Below are 16105 nucleotides of genomic sequence, written 5' to 3' on the forward strand. Positions count from 1 at the left end.
CGCAAACCGACGCAGTTACAGTTATATGTATTTACTTTGTAGTAAGAAATGTAATTTGAATGAATAAATTTTTTAAGAATGTAATTGAGAATAAATGGTGGCAGGAATTTTTTATACTGGCATTCTCTTTTATACTTTTTACGCTTAACGACTGGATACTTATTAAGTCATGGCGCGGCATATGGTCGGGTTGTGCCTATTTTCTTATGCTGTATGGGCATGCCCAGCTTAACAGGTTCGTATTGTTGCCGTTACTCATAAAAAAGCATAAGGTATTGCTTTATGTACTGCTAACAGCCCTGTTGATATTTGTGTTTTCGATAGTTATGTACGAGGTTACCACATTGTGGATCTACAAAAACTGTTTCCTATACAAATCATCAGAACAGAAAAGCTATATTTTTCAGGCAGCCACATTAGTAGCTACACTTATATGTATCCTATCGGTAGAAATGATACTTAAATTTTACCGTGACCGTAAAGATCTGGATCAGGAAAAGTTATTATACAATCAGGCGCAGCTAAACTCATTAAGAGAGCAGTTAAACCCACACTTTTTATTTAATACTTTTAATACGCTGTACGGTATAAGCCTTCAGTATCCTGAACGTACTCCTGAACTTATCATGCATGTATCACAGTTAATGCGCTATCAGCTGGAAAGTAACGAAAGGCAGTGTGTAGCACTTGAAGACGAAATTAGCTTTATAAGCAGTTACATAGAGCTTGAAAAAGAACGTGTGGGGTACCGTTGCAATATTAGCTTTAACAGCGAAATTGATAGTGCGAATGCGTATAAGATTCCGCCAATGCTGCTTATCTGCTTTATAGAAAATGCTTTTAAGCATGGTACATGTACCATAGAAAAATGTTTTGTAGACGTTGATATTACTGTTACCGATGGTAAAATGATAATGAGGGTAATGAATTCCCTACCGGAAAAGAAAACAGAAGTAATATCTACTAAAATAGGCATTAAGAACACTACCGAGCGATTAAAGTTGCAATACGGCAGTAATTATGAACTGGATATAGAGGAAACCGATATTTATACCGTAAATTTACAATTACAGCTTAAGCGTTATGAGCCAGCACGTTAAAAAATGTATAATAGTCGATGATGAGCCGGCTGCACACTATGTACTGGCGAACTATATAAGTCAGAATCCTTTGCTTGAGCTTGTGTTTGAAGGTTATAATGGGGTTGAAGCACTTGAATACCTTAGTAATAATAAGGTAGACCTTATGTTTCTTGATATTGATATGCCTGAAATTTCAGGAATAGAGATGTTACAGCAGCTTGCTAAACCGCCTCGCACCATATTGACTACTGCATATAGCGAATTTGCGCTTGAAAGCTATGAATACGGAGTACTTGATTATTTGCTTAAACCGATATTCTACCCAAGGTTTGTTAAGGCTGTAGACCGCTTTTTTGAAATGGAAGGTACCGATGTAGAGCAAGAAGATCCTAAAGAGGAAGTTGTAAACGGAACTATACATGTAAAGGTTGATAGTGATACTATTGGTATTGAAACAAACTCTATACTGTATGCCCAAAGCTATGGTAATTATGTAAAGATATTTACTCAAAAGCGTAATTATCTTGCTACAGTAACAACAAACGACCTGGAAAAAATGTTGCCATCGTCTCAGTTTATGAGAGCACATAAATCATATATTATTGCGCTTGATAAAGTAGATGAGGTAATGAAAGACCATGTGGTTATAAAACGTAACCCTATACCTATAGGCATTACCTACCGCCGGGAACTGGGCGAAAAATTGAAACACTTGATTAGAAACTAAATAAATTAACCCAAAACAAAAGAAGAATGACTCAGGTAAAAGCTTTTGCAGCTTATGACGCGGAAACGCCTCTAAAGCCATTTGAATTTGAACGTAAAGAAGTTGGCCCTAACCAGGTACAGATAGAGATATTATACAGTGGTGTTTGCCATTCAGATATCCACACTGCTAAAGGTGACTGGGGGCCTGCTATATACCCGCTTGTACCGGGTCACGAAATCGTAGGACGAATTGTAAAAAAAGGAGAGAACGTAGCTAAATTTACTGAAGGCGAACTTGCCGGAGTAGGGTGTTTTGTTGACTCTTGCCGTAAATGTTCAAGCTGCCTTGAAGGCGAAGAGCAATTCTGCGAAGAGGGTATGACAGGTACATACAACAGCTATGAGCGTGGTACAACTACACCTACTTATGGCGGGTATTCTACTACTATTACTGTAGATCAGGATTATGTACTGCATGTTTCTGAAAAACTTGACCTTAAAGGTGTTGCACCATTGTTATGTGCCGGTATTACTACATACTCGCCACTACGTTATCTTAAAGTTGGTAAAGGGCATAAAGTTGCTGTGTTAGGACTTGGTGGTTTAGGCCACATGGCTGTTAAATTTGCAGCGTCTTTTGGTGCGGAAGTTACTATGCTTAGTACGTCGCCATCTAAAGAGGCAGATGCAAAAGCGTTAGGAGCTCACAACTTTGCACTTACTACTGATCCTGCAACAATGGAATCGTTAGCAAATAGCTTTGATTTCATTATCAATACTGTTTCAGCTAAGCATGATTACAATACGTACCTTAATCTGTTAAGGAAAAACGGTACTATGGTAATTGTTGGTGCTCCGCCGGCTGGCGAACCATTACAGGCATTCACGCTTATATTTAAGAGAAGAGCTATTATGGGAAGTCTTATCGGAGGTATTAAAGAAACACAGGAAATGCTTGATTACTGCGCAGAACATAACATTACTTCTGATGTAGAAGTTATAGACATGAACTACATTAACGAAGCGTACGAACGTATGAATAAAAGCGATGTTAAGTACAGGTTTGTAATTGACATGGCTTCATTGAAATAAAGGATAAGGAGAAGGCCGCAAAGGTTATATACTTTTCTGAAACCTTTTAAAAAGGGCAACCATTATGGTTGCCCTTTTTTATGTGATAAATGACTTAATTTAAGCATTTATTATGCTGAAAGCACGTCGTGAATTTCGGGTGTCTTATCGAACATTTTTTTAGCGAAAGGGCAAAGTGGAATTATCTGCTTGTTGTTTTCGCGGGCATAAGTTACCGCGGCATCCAATAGTTTTCTGCCAATACCCTTAAAGTCAGGGTTTCCTTCGGTATGATCTATAATGAACTTATCTTTTCCTGCCCATACATAGGTCATTAAGCCGGCTTTTATATCGCCCTCTTTCGCAGCGAAGTAACCTTTAGCACCGTCGTCTGAATGTTTTATTTCCATTGATTGGTTATTTTTTTATTTTGAAATTAGTGTTCTGCGGAGGTAAGGGTACAAAACCGGTTTCTCCCGGTATCTTAGGGAATGTTTGTGCAACCCATCGTTCTTTTGCATCTTCAATCAGTTCCGGGGTAGAAGCCACAAAGTTCCAGTAAATATGCCGTGGTTCAGGAAAAGCGTCGCCACCAAAAATATACACTGTTGTGTTTTCGTTCATTGTAAATTCACAAAGTGAAGCATCTTTAGCTACAAGTAGTTGCTTTGGCTCAAATGTATTGCCATCGCTTTCAATACTGCCTTCTAAAATATAAAGTCCGCTTTCTCCATATAGGTCCTTGCCGATCTGAAGTTTCTCCCTGGTTGTAGTTTTAAGTTCTATAAAGTAAAGTGGACTATACACCGGCACATCCGATTTTTTACCGAAAGCCTCACCTGCAATAAGCTTTGCTTCAACATTGCCTATTTTCCACGTAGGAAGTCCGTTCTCTTCAATATGTGCGAAAGATGGTTCCATTTGCTCCAGATGTTTAGGTAATGCAACCCATATCTGCAACCCATGAAGTGATTTATCCGAATGGCGAAGGTAATCGGGTGTACGTTCTGAGTGTACAATCCCCTTGCCAGATGTCATCCAATTAACCTGTCCGGGTTTAATTTCTACTTCTGTGCCAAGACTGTCGCGGTGCATTATGCTGCCTTCAAACAGGTAGGTAAGGGTAGAAAGCCCAATATGGGGATGTGGGCCAACGTCGAGGTTTTCATGGTCGCTTAACAGGGCAGGGCCCATGTGGTCTATAAAAGCGAAAGGGCCTACGGTTCTTTTTTCCCTGAAAGGCAATAATCTGCCAACCAGAAAATTACCAATATCGCTGGGACGTTCTTCTAAAATTAAGCCGATATTTGACATAGTTGTGTGTTTGTTAGATACGTAAATTTAATAATTTCTAACCGATAAAAAGCCTTAGTTTTAAAAGAACAGTCTAATCCAGCGTTATAAATATATATGATCTTACAGCATCGTTTACATTTTTAGTGCGATGGCCTTTGCCTGTAGTATCTTCTACCAGTAAAACCTGCCCGGCGTTAAAGGTGCGTTTATCGCCAAGAGATGTTTCAATTTCAATAGCACCGTCCATCAGAATTATATACTGCCTGGTGGGTGCATTATGAAAATCGTAATCATAGCCGGCTGTTACTTTCCTGAATATAACCGTACCCGCTTTTTGTGCTTCTGAAAGAAAACCGATTTCTCCGTTATCGTTCAGCGGGATATTTAGATCTTTAAAGTGACTGTGTCCGTTAATGTCACTGTAAACCCTGGTTACCGTAAAGCTTTCCATTATGCAAAATGATTGGCAAACCATTGAACAGACAATTCAAGGTCTTCTCTTGTAAGATTGTGTCCTGTTGGTAAATTGTGAAAGGCGACATTATAACCAAGTTCTTTTAAAGTGTCTACGTATTTAGGAGTAGCTGTAGGAGCTATAGTGGGGTCTGCCTTTCCCGAGCTAAAAAATACAGGAACATTATCGGCTTTAACAGCCGGAATCGTAATCGCTTTAAAAGGTTGCATAGGGCGATATAATACAGCGCCTGCCAAAAATGAAGGGTATTTAACCAATGCAGCACCCGCAATATTGGCTCCGTTAGAGTATCCCAGGGCAATAACCTTTGTACTGTCGAAACCTTTTTCTACTGCTGCGGCTTTTACAAACGCAACCAGTTCATCGGTTCTAAAATCAAGATCCTGTTCGTCAAAAACGCCCATGCCTAAACGCTTAAAGAAACGTGGCATACCGTTTTCGCTTACATTACCACGAACACTTAACAGGTTTAGCGTATCGCCAAAATTTGCTGCCAGTGGTACCAAATCATTTTCATCACCACCTGTACCGTGAAGCAATAATAGGGTATAAGCACCGGGCTGACCCGATGCTTTGTATATATATGTTAATGGCTGAAATTCCATAATCTTATTTTTGAATTAATTAATAGGTACTAAATGGGCTTCGATATCTGCACGTCTTGATTCGTATTGCGCAGGTAGTTTAAGGCCTTTACCAAGATCTTCAAGGGTCTCGTCAATTGTAAAGCCCGGGTTATCGGTAGCAATTTCAAATAATACACCTCCCGGTTCCCTAAAGTATAGTGAGTGGAAATACTGTCTGTCTATTTGTGGTGTAATGTTGAGGTTTTTCTCAGCTACTTTTTCACGGAAATGCATTAGTATTTCATCATTTAAAACCCTAAAGGCAACGTGGTGTACTGTACCATTGGCTACATGCCCATGTTTTTCTGCCGGAAGCTCAACTAAGTCTACAATAGAAGCCTGATCGATAGCATCGGTAGCATAACGGTAACGGTTACTTTCCTGCCCAACTAATTTGTAACCAAAAATATCGGTAAGTACAGCAGCAGTTCCTGTAATACTGTTAAGTGTAAGCGTTACATTATGAAAACCTCTTGTTGCATGGGCCGCTTTAACCTCGTCAGTTTCCCAGGGTTTACGGGTGTCTTCGGTATTTTGTTCGATTAACTCTAATTTAAGTCCGTCCGGATCAAGGAAGGTTAAATATCTTTCTCCAAATTTTTCTGCCGGTTTGTTGTAAATAACATTGTATTTTTCGAAACGCTCAATCCAGAATTCAAGGCTTCCTTTAGGTACAGAATAGCCAATCTCTGTTGCCATACCTGTACCTTTGCGCCCTTGTGGGATGCCTTCGCCCCACGGGAAGAAAGTAAGTATAGTGCCTGCACTACCAATTTCGTCACCAAAGTAGAAGTGATATGTTCCGGGATCGTCAAAGTTTACTGTTTTTTTAATGAAGCGTAAACCTAATATGTTAGCGTAAAAGTTGAAGTTGCGTTTAGCATCTCCTGCAATAGCAGTAATATGGTGGATGCCTAAAATTTTATTTTCCATGATTATATATGTTTTAATTTGATACTGTAAAATTACTGTAGTGTACTAACCCGTGCATTGAACTGGGACAAGAAAGTAAAACAGCCGTTAGCAAACAGGCAATAGGTATGCCTTTTATAGTACCGCCTTTGTTTTCAGGTATTAGAAAATATCGGTATCAGAACGGGAATACGATATATCGTAAATTTATAGGTTGCTTCGTGCTTCTGTGGATAATATCACCCGAAAACGCAGCCAACTTTCATTTTTTAATATATCATTAAGATTTTTGAAGTTGAAAATGTCTATATTTGACCTTATCACTAATCATTTAATAGGAAAACATCATGAAAATCACGTTTTTAAGAAGCACGCTTATGGCTGCTGTACTTGTTGGAGGTCTTAGCCTTACATCATGTAAAGACAAAGAAACAGAAACTACAACAGAAACAGAAACTACAGTAGATGCTGATTCTACAGTAACTACAACTGAAACTGAAGTAGATGCACCAGGTACTGCTAACGATACTACAGTAACTGATACTACTAAGACAGCAAACTAATGATTAAGGCAGCTTTAAGCTGCCTTTTTTTATGCAATAAAGTTAAACACTTAAAACAGTATATTATGAAAGTTACATTTTTAAAGAGCATACTTATGGTTGCTGTGCTTACGGGCGCATTAAGCCTTACATCTTGCAAAAAAGAAACCACCGAAACAACAACTACTACTGAAGTTGACGCAACTACAGCTGAAGATACTTTAACTACAACAGATGTTGAGGTAGATGAAAATGGTGCTAAAGACACTATCTCGGTAACTACCGATACAGTTTTGGTTAAAAAACCGTAACAATACTCCTGCGGCGTTTGCGTGGCAGGCCGTCAATTATTATAATGAAGAAAGGACGACTCTATACAGAGCCGTCCTTTTTTATTTTTAAATCTATACCTAAAGAAAGTATATGGTGTTAACTTCTAAATGATGATGGTGTAGCATTGGTGAACTTCTTAAAGAAGTGGTTAAAATGCGCAGACTCGTCAAAACCTAACGCATAGCTTATTTCAGAGATATTCCAGTCGGTATGCTTAAGTAGTGCTTTTGCTTCGCTTAACAGCCGTTCGAATATATGATCTGATGTTGTTTTACCCGTGGTAAGCTTAATAGCACGGTTAAGGTGGTTAACATGCACATTAAGTTGTCCGGCAAAATCTTTTGCGCTTCGTAGTGAAAACTGCTGAGACGGCGATTCTATAGGGAATTGTCTTTCTAACAACTCTGTAAATACAGATGTAATTCGTGTATTGGCATCTACGTGAGCATATAGTGTTTCACTTGGGCGCATTTTTATCGCATAATGTACCATCTCCATAATATAATTGCGTATCAGGTCGAACTTAAACTGGTAGTCGCCCTTCATTTCATCAATCATTTTAGTAAATACATTAGTGACATATTCGTCATTTTCAACATCCAGTACGTAGGCCGGACTTGCTCCAGGCATATACATAGGCAGGTCTTTCAGGCTGCCTCGCATGTGCTCACTGAAAAAAGCATCTTTAAAAATACAGAAAAAGCCTGTTGTATCGGGAGTAATAGCTTCAAAAGTGTAAGGTACAGTAGGATTAAAAAACAACAGGGTAGTGCCGTTTACTTCAAAACTCTTATCTGCGTAATGATATATATAGTGACCGCGTATCAGGGCAATCTTATAATAGTCCCTTCGGGTATATTTTACAGGTTCTTTTCCCGGACCCATACAGTCTTCATGCCTGAAAACATTAAAGTGACCAAGGTCTTTTTGCAGGCCCTCGGGCATCCAGTTAAATTTCTGCTTGTATAAATCTTCAAGTGTTTCTGTCTTTGCCATGATTTATAATGTTTTAGGATACAATTGATGGTTATTTTACTTTACAAAAGTAGTTTGATACCAACTATAAAGTTATGTAAAAAGAAAAGTAAAAATTGTAAAATTCAAACAATTTTAGTCGTTATAGCCCGATTTCTATTGTTTGAAAATCACAATCAATAGTTTGATGCGGGTAATACCAAGTGTTTGTATAGCTATACCTTTGTAGTGTATGTTGGTTGTATTCTAAATCAATGAAGTATGAAAAATCCGAAAGCTAAAAGAGATAACGCTAAAGCGTATACAGTAGAGGTTGTATATTATGTATAACCTTCACTACCATATCTACCAACTTCCTCAGCCTGAAATTCATAAGAAAGGCTGGTATACATTCTGCCTTTTCAGTTCGGGTAACACAACCTCATTTTTATTACTGGATTCGTCTTCTGCACAAATGCCAAACGGACTTGATAACGGCCTGGTGTTTTCTATACAGGAAGATCAGTTGCCAAAACAGGTAAAAGACAATATAAAAAAATATCCGCTTTTTTATCAGAAAGGGTATGGCCCTTTTACATTAGGTACTTTACAGCAGTGCGATATTTCATCATTGTTCGATAAGATTACAAACCTTATTACTACCACATATATATATAAAGATTATCTGTTGGCAAATTTTGCGTTACAGCTTCTTCATTTTGGCATTAAACATTTTGCGGACGATAAGGCAACTCAAAGCATATAGCGAGTAGTTTTTTGTCGTAAATGTATTACTCTTAAACCTTAAAAGGGGGTATTTCTTTAGAGCTGTTTACAAAAGGTTATATATTTGTGAAAATCATCAATACCCTTTTGTATGCGTAAAAACCTGTTTTATATCGTTCTGCTTGCTGTAAGCAGTGTGTATGCCCAACCCAACTCGGCACCGAAATGGCTTCGTAATTCGGCTATTTCTCCAGACGGTTCCCAGATAGCTTTTTCCTATCAGGGAGATATTTTTAAAGTACCAATAAGTGGAGGCGACGCAGTACGCCTAACTATCCATGAGTCATATGATGCCGATCCCGTTTGGAGTAACGACGGGAAGCAACTAGCATTTTCGTCTATGCGTTACGGCAATAAAGATGTGTTTGTTATACCTTCTGTCGGAGGTGTTGCCAAAAGGCTTACCTACCATTCGACAGATGATATTCCAACGGATTTTTCACCATCGGGTGATAAGGTCATCTTCTCGTCATCACGTCTTGATGATGTGGCTTCGTCGGTATTTCCAACGGCTGTATTATCTGAACTATATGAAATAAATATAGCTGGAGGACAGGAAAAGAGAATTATATCTACACCGGCTGAAATGGCTACCTATAGCCCGGACGGTACATGGCTGTTTTTTCATGACAAAAAAGGATACGAAGATCCGTGGAGAAAACACCATACATCATCGGTAACCCGAGACCTTTGGTTATACAATACTAAAGATAAACAATATTATCCTGTAACTGATAGTACCGTTGAAGAGCGCAATCCTGTATTTGGCTACAATGGATCATATTTCTTTCTAAGCGAAAGAAATGGCACTTTCAATGTATGGAAAGCGAACCTAGCAAATAACAAAGAAAGCAATGCACAGCAGGTAACCAACTTTACAAAACACCCTGTTCGTTTTTTAAGCCGATCTAATAATGGTGTGCTTTGCTATACCTGGGATGGAGAAATATATACTCAGACTGATGGTGGCCAGCCTCAGAAGGTTGCTATAACATTGCAAAGTGACGAAAGGTATAACGAAAAAGTAATGCAGCCAATACGTGAGGATGCCAGCGAATTTTCGGTATCGCCAAACGGTAAAGAGGTAGCATTTGTAGTACACGGAGAAGTATTTGTAACATCGGTAGAATTTGGCCAGACCAAACGAATTAGCAATACGCCAGATCAGGAGCGTGATGTGCAGTTTAGCCCTGACGGAAGAAAATTACTCTATTCGGGAGAGCGTGGCGGATGCTGGAATATTTATGAAACGATTCTTGTAAACAAAGACGAGAAATACTTTTTTGATGCTTCACAGCTAAAAGAAACTGCAGTTGTAAGTTCGGGTAAAGAGTCATTCCAGGCACAATATTCGCCGGACGGCAAAGAGATCGCTTTTCTTGAAGAGCGTACTACTGTAAGGATATTAAACAGGGCTTCCGGTGATGTAAGAACAGTTTTGGCCGGAAAATATAATTATTCGTATAGTGATGGCGACCAGTATTACACATGGTCTCCCGATAGTAAATGGCTTTTGGTGCCTTACTTCGGTTATGAACGTTGGAATACTGATATTGGGCTTTTGAATGTTAATGATGGCGAACTTCCTATAAACCTTAGCGAAAGTGGGTATAATAATCAACAGCCAAAATTCGGGATGGATGGCGAAATGGTTTATTGGGCATCGGATAAAGAAGGGTATCGTTCGCACGGTAGCTGGGGATCTGAAAGTGATGTGTATGCAATATTCTTAACCGAGGCTGCGCACAAAAAATTCCAGCTTAGTAAGGCCGAATATGCTTTGTGGAAAGAACAGGAAGACGCTAAAAAAGACGATAAAGATAAACAATCGGATAAAAAAGAGAAGAATAGCGACAAAAAGGACAAGAAAGACGATGAGAAAGCTGAGCCTGTCAAAATTCTAAAAATAGACTTTGAAGGTCTTCAGGATCGTAAAGAGAAACTTACTATACATTCATCAAGGTTGTCTGACTTTGTGGTTGATAAAGATGCCGAAAACATTTATTACCTTACCCGTTTTGAAGAAGGCACCAACCTGTGGCGTACCAAATTCAGGGAAAAAGAGACTAAGCTTTTTGTTAGCCTTAACAGCGAAGATTCAAAAATTGCACTGGATAAAAAAGAAGAGAATCTTTTCCTTATTGATAAAACGGGAAAATTGCTAAAGATTACGCTGAAGGACGCTAAGAAAGAAACGGTTAATTTCTCCAGCGAAATGAACCTGAACGAAACTGCCGAACGTAACTATATGTTTGAGCACGCCTGGAGGCAGTTTAAAAAGAAATTCTATCTTGAAGATATTCATGGCACCGATTGGGATTTCTACAAAAAGGAATATGCTAAGTTTCTGCCATACATTAATAACTCTATAGATTTTGCCGACCTGCTTGGTGAAATGCTTGGTGAAGCGAATGCGTCGCATACAGGAGGCCGTTATCGTCCGGAACCCAACAAGACAAATGATGCTACTGCTTCTTTAGGTATTTATATTGACAATACATATGATGGCGATGGTATAAGAATTGCTGAGGTTATGGATAAGAGTCCGCTGCTTAAGGCAAAGCAGAAAATAAAAGCAGGATATATTATCGAAGCTATTGAAGATGTTGAGATAACATCCGAACAAAACTATTATGCGTTGCTGAACAGGAGAGCCGATAAAAAGACACTAATCTCGGTATTCGATCCTAAAGCTGGTAAACGCTGGAATGAAGTTATTGAACCTATAACGCTTACGAAAGAAAACCGACTTGCTTATGAGCGTTGGGTTAAGAACAGGGAAAAAGATGTTGAGAAAATGTCGGGTGGACGTTTAGGCTATGTCCACGTTACAGGAATGGATTCGCAGAGTTTCCGTCAGGTGTTTGAAAAAGCATTAGGTAAGTACAACGACCGTGAAGCACTAATAGTAGATACACGATTTAACGGTGGGGGATGGCTGCATGATGATCTTGCGACATTCTTAAGTGGTAAGCCATATATGAGCTTTGAACCGAGAGGGCAGAAGATGGGATCTGAACCATTGTTTAAATGGCAGAAGCCTTCGGCAGTGCTTATAAGCGAGGGTAATTACTCTGATGCGCATATGTTCCCTTATACCTACAAAGCACTTGATATTGGCAAACTAATAGGTATGCCGGTACCGGGAACGGGTACTGCTGTATGGTGGGAAAAAATGATCGATGGCAAAACTATTTTTGGTATTCCGCAAATAGGTATGCGTACCGTAAAAGAAGGGAAGCTAATGGAAAACTTTCAGTTGGAACCGGATGTAAAAGTTAAGAATGAGCCGGGTAAAACTAATAGTGGAGAAGACCAACAGTTGCGAAAAGCAGTAGATGAACTTCTTAAGAAATAAATAATTTACATGTAATGAACAGCCGCCTAATAGCGGCTGTTTTGCTTTTGTTTGAATTTTGTAAGCAATGCTTTGTTTTTTACAATAAGAGGCTATTGTTTCATAGTAATTTTGTATACTGATAATTAACCGTCAAACCAATCTAAGGACTATGAGAAACGAAAAAAATGCTGCTGTTATACAGGGATTGTATATTGCTGTTAACGAAAGGAACTTTGAATACCTTAATACTGTTAGCGATGCCAGAAGCGAATGGTTTGATATTCCTTTTAATATTACAAATTTGGGAATAACATCGGCGGCGGCCTCGTGGGAGAAAAGGTTCAGTCTTTTTCCCGATGTTACTTTCGAAATACAAAATCTTATGGCGTATCATAATTATGTAATAGTACAGGGAGTAGAAAGGGCAACGTTTAAAGGTATGCTGGCTTTTATTGATGAAGATATTATTACCGAAGGTTATCCTGTGGAGATCGCTTTTTGTGATATATACTACCTTGAAGATGGCAGGATATTAAAAGCTAATTCTAACTTCGATGTAAATGCTTTTAAAGAGCAGATTTGTGCGATACCTGTATAGCCATAATTTTATTGGATAGAATATCAGCCGCTTAATAAGCGGTTTTTTTGTTTTATAATTTAAATCTGTTTGTTTTTACACTCATTTTAATTGATTGTTTGATTTGAGCAATTATTGCTTTGTATGCCGCAATAAGTTGACTTTAAAGCCTCTATATCTTTGTGTTATCAAATAATAACAATTAATTTAATAGAATAAGAAATGAAAAATTCAAATCAAAAAGTATGGTTTGTAACAGGTGCATCAAAAGGACTAGGCCTGTCACTTGTTAAACGATTATTAAACGAAGGCCATAACGTAACAGCTACTTCAAGGAGTCTTTCTGACCTGGAGAGTGCTGTAGGAAGCCATATTAATTTTTTACCGCTTGCAGTAGATATTCTAAATGAAGAAAGCGTTGCTGATGCGGTTGATAAAACCATAAACCATTTCGGTAGTCTGGATGTTGTAGTAAACAATGCAGGTTATGGATTGTTAGGTGCATTAGAAGAACTTACCGATGCAGAAAGCAGGCAGAATTTTGATGTTAATGTATTCGGATCGCTTAACGTTATACGTCATGCATTACCACAATTAAGAAAACAGCAATCAGGGCATATTTTCAATATAGCATCAATTGGTGGATTTACAGGTGATTTCCCCGGCTTTGGAATTTACTGCGCTACTAAATTTGCAGTCCATGGCTTTACAGAATCGCTTGCTGCTGAGGTTGCGCCATTTGGCATCCATGCTACAGTAGTTTCTCCCGGTTACTTTAGGACTAACTTTTTAGAAGGCAGTTCTTTGGCAACACCTAAAAATGCTATTGAAGACTATAAATCGGTTAGGGACTCGCAATTGGCTCATGAAAACGACATTAACAATAATCAACCCGGCGACCCCGATAAGGCAGCAGCCGTGCTAATTGAAGTTGCTTCTATGGCACAGCCGCCGGTTCAGTTATTCCTTGGGCCAGATGCTTATCACCTGGCTGAGGTAAAAATGCAGTCGGTACAAAAAGAACTTGAGGCGTTAAGGCATATAGCCGCAGCCACAAATTTTGATAACTAATACACTCACGAACGGCTCCAAAATAAGGAGCCGTTCTTTATTTTTCTTTAAAATGTTTGAATAGTATAAACAATGCTGTGAATCTTGCAATAACAACTTTGTAATCGTGAAGTAACTTTGTTTCAGAAATATAAGGAATAATAAAGTATTTTTTATGGAAAATTCAACGCTTATTACTGCAAAAACTTTACTTGTAAATTTTACAGCAAGAGACAGTCAGTCTTCGACAGAGCTTCAATATGCACTTAATTATCTGGCTGACATCACTAGAAACGAGGAAGGTTTTATACGATATGAGGTGTTCCGCTCAGACAATAACCATCTAGATTATTATGTATTGCAAACCTGGTCTGGAGAGCGTGCTTTGGAAAGGCATCTTAACCAGATACATGTATTAGAATTTGCTGCTCAATGCAAGCTTTGGCTTGCAAGGCCATTTAGTATAGTGCCACTTTCTATGCCGTTTAAGGCAGAATGGCTAAAGCCTTTGATAACAAATAGTATAAGCCTTAACTAAGCTTTATAAGATTATCTATATTTCTAAACCATCAATTATTAATCATAATCAAAAAACGTATGAAAGCAGTTTATATGATGCTAAGTGGATTGATATTATCCATCATGGCAACACTGGCAATGGCAGGACTTTTATCTGTTAGTGCCTTAATAGAACCTAAAACTAATCAATCAATTACAATGGAATCAGAACAAGACTACACAGGAATGTGGGTAACCAAAGATGGTTATATTCGCCACGAATTATTATCTAACGGGCGTTATGATGAAGCAAGGGGTAATAAGCAAAGTGCTTACCAAGGGAGTTATACAATAACCGATGATCATATTGATTATAAGGATGATACCGGTTTTACTGCCGATGGCGACTTTAAAGACGGCGTATTACACCACGGCGGATATCTATTTTACAAACAAAATTAAATGGTAAGGGCAGCTAAATTAGCTGCCCTTTTTTATGAAACGGCAATGTTTAATGCCATTAATATTTCGCTGGTTAGCAGTCCGCTGCCGCCGCCATAATGCTGTACTATTTTGCATTCCGGGTTGTGCTCGGCAAAGAACTGGCGTAGTAACGCTTCACTTTCTTTAGATATACCGCAGCCTAATAGCACGATATCAAAGTCTGTTTTCCTGAAAAGTTCAATAGTTTCTTCGTCGCTGCCTGCGCCGTAGCCTGCCCAATTGTCGTTATTGTTTATGAGGCGTACTACTGTTTCCAGTATTTCGGGGTGCCTGCCTGTATATAGAATGTTTATCTTTTTCATACTTCACGAATTTACAATACAAAATTGAAGCATCCAAATAGTAAAAACATTGAACCAGGACAAGAAAATCAGTTAGCTACTATTTTTTTCTTTATTACTTTGTCTACCGCGCTCCTGTATCCCGAATTAATTAGGTATACCCCGTAGAGCGTTGTAGCCAATGCCAGAACCGTAATCCAGGTAATTCTTTCGCTAAGTATTAGTACACCCAGTAAAATAGCAATTATAGGATTTACATAGGCATAAGTAGATACCATTACTATTGGCAGGTGCTGTATAGCGTATAAGTAACTTAAATAAGATAGTAGTGAGCCTACGATTGTAAGATATAATAATGCCCAAAGGCTATCGGCAGTTATGGCAGAAAGCTGCGCATAATCGTCGAACATTAATGAGAACAGGAACAAACCGATACCACCACTTATAAACTGTATCGAAGCATTAGTGTACGGACTTGTTGTAAAGCTTGTATGTTTCATATAAATACTTCCCAGCGCCCAGAATACACAGGCACCGAATGACGCTACAACACCCCAAAAGTATTCGGGTTTTGCAAGATCGGCAAGGTTATCTTTAAATATCAGGATAATACCAATGCAGCCTAATGCAAACCCACCAATTATTTTCAGGTTGAATTTTTTCTTCTCCTTACCCGATATAATATTCATGATAACTATATAAATTGGCATTACAGAAACTATTAAGGCTGCGAGCCCGCTAGGTATATACAGTTCTGCCCAGCCTATAATGCCATTACCTAAAGTTATTAGCAGAATACCCGGAAGCGCCTGTTTGGCTATGTCTTTAAATGTGACTTTCTCCAGCATTTTAGCAAAATACATAATCACCAGGAGTAACAGCCCTGCACTAACCTGGCGGATACCAGAGAACAGAAAGGGAGGGAAGTCTTTAACACCAATGCGCAATGCCAAGTACGTGGTTCCCCAAAAGATGCATACAATTATAAGGGCAATGATAGCTTTGGTCTTAGTTTCCATTTGTTTTTACTGTGATAATTGAAAAGCCAAATTTCAATGATTTTTTTGAAC

Annotated in this window: 19 protein-coding genes; 11 read left to right on the forward strand and 8 right to left on the reverse strand. The window is 38.6% G+C overall.

Translation table 11 applies throughout. The features are described from left to right. Positions 1-59 precede the first annotated feature (59 nt). Genes ALW18_00260 through ALW18_00270 form a run of 3 tightly spaced genes read left to right on the forward strand, consistent with a single transcriptional unit; the run spans position 60 to position 2882 of the window. Positions 60-1100, forward strand: a complete 1041-nt coding sequence (locus ALW18_00260) for a histidine kinase (GenBank protein ID AOE51083.1) — start codon at positions 60-62, stop codon at positions 1098-1100. Next, positions 1084-1809, forward strand: a complete 726-nt coding sequence (locus ALW18_00265; protein ID AOE51084.1) for a LytTR family transcriptional regulator — start codon at positions 1084-1086, stop codon at positions 1807-1809. Before ALW18_00260 ends, ALW18_00265 begins: the two co-directional genes overlap by 17 nt. A 26-nt stretch (positions 1810-1835) precedes the next feature. Further along, positions 1836-2882, forward strand: coding sequence for a hydroxyacid dehydrogenase (locus ALW18_00270; GenBank protein AOE51085.1), 1047 nt, complete (start codon positions 1836-1838; stop codon positions 2880-2882). A gap of 110 nt (positions 2883-2992) precedes the next feature. On the opposite strand, the gene ALW18_00275 is transcribed toward ALW18_00270, so the two are convergent. From ALW18_00275 to ALW18_00295, 5 genes are all read right to left on the reverse strand, one after another. Then, a complete protein-coding gene (locus ALW18_00275) occupies positions 2993-3271 on the reverse strand; it encodes a GNAT family acetyltransferase (protein ID AOE51086.1) in 279 nt (92 codons plus the stop codon). A 7-nt stretch (positions 3272-3278) separates the two neighbouring features. Continuing rightward, entirely contained in the window at positions 3279-4175 is an 897-nt protein-coding gene (locus tag ALW18_00280) for a pirin (GenBank protein ID AOE51087.1), read from the reverse strand. Positions 4176-4248: 73 nt separating this feature from the next. Further along, complete coding sequence (locus ALW18_00285) at positions 4249-4608, reverse strand: hypothetical protein (GenBank protein AOE51088.1); 360 nt, start codon at positions 4606-4608, stop codon at positions 4249-4251. After that, positions 4608-5237, reverse strand: coding sequence for a hypothetical protein (locus ALW18_00290; GenBank protein ID AOE51089.1), 630 nt, complete (start codon positions 5235-5237; stop codon positions 4608-4610). Before ALW18_00290 ends, ALW18_00285 begins: the two co-directional genes overlap by 1 nt. A gap of 15 nt (positions 5238-5252) precedes the next feature. Then, on the reverse strand, positions 5253-6191 hold the full coding sequence (locus ALW18_00295; protein AOE51090.1) for a diguanylate cyclase: 939 nt from the start codon (positions 6189-6191) through the stop codon (positions 5253-5255). Between the two features lie 326 nt (positions 6192-6517). On the opposite strand from ALW18_00295, the gene ALW18_00300 reads away from it, so the two are divergent. Both ALW18_00300 and ALW18_00305 read left to right on the forward strand, forming a co-directional pair. After that, positions 6518-6733, forward strand: coding sequence for a hypothetical protein (locus ALW18_00300; protein AOE51091.1), 216 nt, complete (start codon positions 6518-6520; stop codon positions 6731-6733). 65 nt (positions 6734-6798) lie between these two features. Then, the gene (locus ALW18_00305; GenBank protein AOE51092.1) at positions 6799-7023 is read left to right on the forward strand and encodes a hypothetical protein; all 225 of its coding nucleotides are present in this window, start codon (positions 6799-6801) and stop codon (positions 7021-7023) included. A gap of 118 nt (positions 7024-7141) precedes the next feature. Here ALW18_00305 and ALW18_00310 read toward each other — a convergent pair whose 3' ends face one another. Continuing rightward, positions 7142-8041, reverse strand: a complete 900-nt coding sequence (locus ALW18_00310) for a transcriptional regulator (GenBank protein AOE51093.1) — start codon at positions 8039-8041, stop codon at positions 7142-7144. A gap of 301 nt (positions 8042-8342) precedes the next feature. On the opposite strand from ALW18_00310, the gene ALW18_00315 reads away from it, so the two are divergent. The 6 genes from ALW18_00315 (at position 8343) to ALW18_00340 (ending at position 14712) form a co-directional block, all read left to right on the forward strand. Continuing rightward, positions 8343-8765, forward strand: coding sequence for a hypothetical protein (locus ALW18_00315; protein ID AOE51094.1), 423 nt, complete (start codon positions 8343-8345; stop codon positions 8763-8765). Positions 8766-8876: 111 nt separating this feature from the next. Then, positions 8877-12143: a peptidase S41 gene (locus ALW18_00320; protein ID AOE51095.1), complete on the forward strand. Its 3267-nt coding sequence runs from the start codon at positions 8877-8879 to the stop codon at positions 12141-12143. Positions 12144-12294: 151 nt separating this feature from the next. Beyond that, entirely contained in the window at positions 12295-12723 is a 429-nt protein-coding gene (locus tag ALW18_00325) for a hypothetical protein (GenBank protein AOE51096.1), read from the forward strand. Positions 12724-12924: 201 nt separating this feature from the next. Then, the gene (locus ALW18_00330; protein ID AOE51097.1) at positions 12925-13773 is read left to right on the forward strand and encodes a short-chain dehydrogenase; all 849 of its coding nucleotides are present in this window, start codon (positions 12925-12927) and stop codon (positions 13771-13773) included. A gap of 154 nt (positions 13774-13927) precedes the next feature. After that, positions 13928-14290: a hypothetical protein gene (locus ALW18_00335; protein ID AOE51098.1), complete on the forward strand. Its 363-nt coding sequence runs from the start codon at positions 13928-13930 to the stop codon at positions 14288-14290. A 179-nt stretch (positions 14291-14469) separates the two neighbouring features. Then, positions 14470-14712: a hypothetical protein gene (locus ALW18_00340; protein ID AOE54257.1), complete on the forward strand. Its 243-nt coding sequence runs from the start codon at positions 14470-14472 to the stop codon at positions 14710-14712. Positions 14713-14744: 32 nt separating this feature from the next. Here the strand turns inward: ALW18_00340 and ALW18_00345 are convergent, their stop codons facing one another. Both ALW18_00345 and ALW18_00350 read right to left on the reverse strand, forming a co-directional pair. After that, positions 14745-15056, reverse strand: a complete 312-nt coding sequence (locus ALW18_00345) for a hypothetical protein (GenBank protein ID AOE51099.1) — start codon at positions 15054-15056, stop codon at positions 14745-14747. 68 nt (positions 15057-15124) lie between these two features. After that, a complete protein-coding gene (locus tag ALW18_00350) occupies positions 15125-16054 on the reverse strand; it encodes a hypothetical protein (protein ID AOE51100.1) in 930 nt (309 codons plus the stop codon). Between the last annotated feature and the right edge of the window lie 51 nt (positions 16055-16105).

The sequence above is a fragment of the Flavobacterium psychrophilum genome (assembly GCA_001708385.1).
Lineage (GTDB): Bacteria > Bacteroidota > Bacteroidia > Flavobacteriales > Flavobacteriaceae > Flavobacterium > Flavobacterium psychrophilum_A.

What these genes read in the sequence shown, in the direction of transcription:
- ALW18_00350 (AOE51100.1), bottom strand. Translation starts at nt 16,054, where the DNA reads ATGGAAACTAAGACCAAAGCTATCATTGCCCTTATAATTGTATGCATC.
- ALW18_00330 (AOE51097.1), top strand. Translation starts at nt 12,925, where the DNA reads ATGAAAAATTCAAATCAAAAAGTATGGTTTGTAACAGGTGCATCAAAA.
- ALW18_00305 (AOE51092.1), top strand. Translation starts at nt 6,799, where the DNA reads ATGAAAGTTACATTTTTAAAGAGCATACTTATGGTTGCTGTGCTTACG.
- ALW18_00280 (AOE51087.1), bottom strand. Translation starts at nt 4,175, where the DNA reads ATGTCAAATATCGGCTTAATTTTAGAAGAACGTCCCAGCGATATTGGT.
- ALW18_00270 (AOE51085.1), top strand. Translation starts at nt 1,836, where the DNA reads ATGACTCAGGTAAAAGCTTTTGCAGCTTATGACGCGGAAACGCCTCTA.
- ALW18_00340 (AOE54257.1), top strand. Translation starts at nt 14,470, where the DNA reads ATGGAATCAGAACAAGACTACACAGGAATGTGGGTAACCAAAGATGGT.
- ALW18_00320 (AOE51095.1), top strand. Translation starts at nt 8,877, where the DNA reads ATGCGTAAAAACCTGTTTTATATCGTTCTGCTTGCTGTAAGCAGTGTG.
- ALW18_00345 (AOE51099.1), bottom strand. Translation starts at nt 15,056, where the DNA reads ATGAAAAAGATAAACATTCTATATACAGGCAGGCACCCCGAAATACTG.
- ALW18_00275 (AOE51086.1), bottom strand. Translation starts at nt 3,271, where the DNA reads ATGGAAATAAAACATTCAGACGACGGTGCTAAAGGTTACTTCGCTGCG.
- ALW18_00285 (AOE51088.1), bottom strand. Translation starts at nt 4,608, where the DNA reads ATGGAAAGCTTTACGGTAACCAGGGTTTACAGTGACATTAACGGACAC.
- ALW18_00265 (AOE51084.1), top strand. Translation starts at nt 1,084, where the DNA reads ATGAGCCAGCACGTTAAAAAATGTATAATAGTCGATGATGAGCCGGCT.
- ALW18_00325 (AOE51096.1), top strand. Translation starts at nt 12,295, where the DNA reads ATGAGAAACGAAAAAAATGCTGCTGTTATACAGGGATTGTATATTGCT.
- ALW18_00300 (AOE51091.1), top strand. Translation starts at nt 6,518, where the DNA reads ATGAAAATCACGTTTTTAAGAAGCACGCTTATGGCTGCTGTACTTGTT.
- ALW18_00310 (AOE51093.1), bottom strand. Translation starts at nt 8,041, where the DNA reads ATGGCAAAGACAGAAACACTTGAAGATTTATACAAGCAGAAATTTAAC.
- ALW18_00295 (AOE51090.1), bottom strand. Translation starts at nt 6,191, where the DNA reads ATGGAAAATAAAATTTTAGGCATCCACCATATTACTGCTATTGCAGGA.
- ALW18_00290 (AOE51089.1), bottom strand. Translation starts at nt 5,237, where the DNA reads ATGGAATTTCAGCCATTAACATATATATACAAAGCATCGGGTCAGCCC.
- ALW18_00260 (AOE51083.1), top strand. Translation starts at nt 60, where the DNA reads ATGAATAAATTTTTTAAGAATGTAATTGAGAATAAATGGTGGCAGGAA.
- ALW18_00335 (AOE51098.1), top strand. Translation starts at nt 13,928, where the DNA reads ATGGAAAATTCAACGCTTATTACTGCAAAAACTTTACTTGTAAATTTT.
- ALW18_00315 (AOE51094.1), top strand. Translation starts at nt 8,343, where the DNA reads ATGTATAACCTTCACTACCATATCTACCAACTTCCTCAGCCTGAAATT.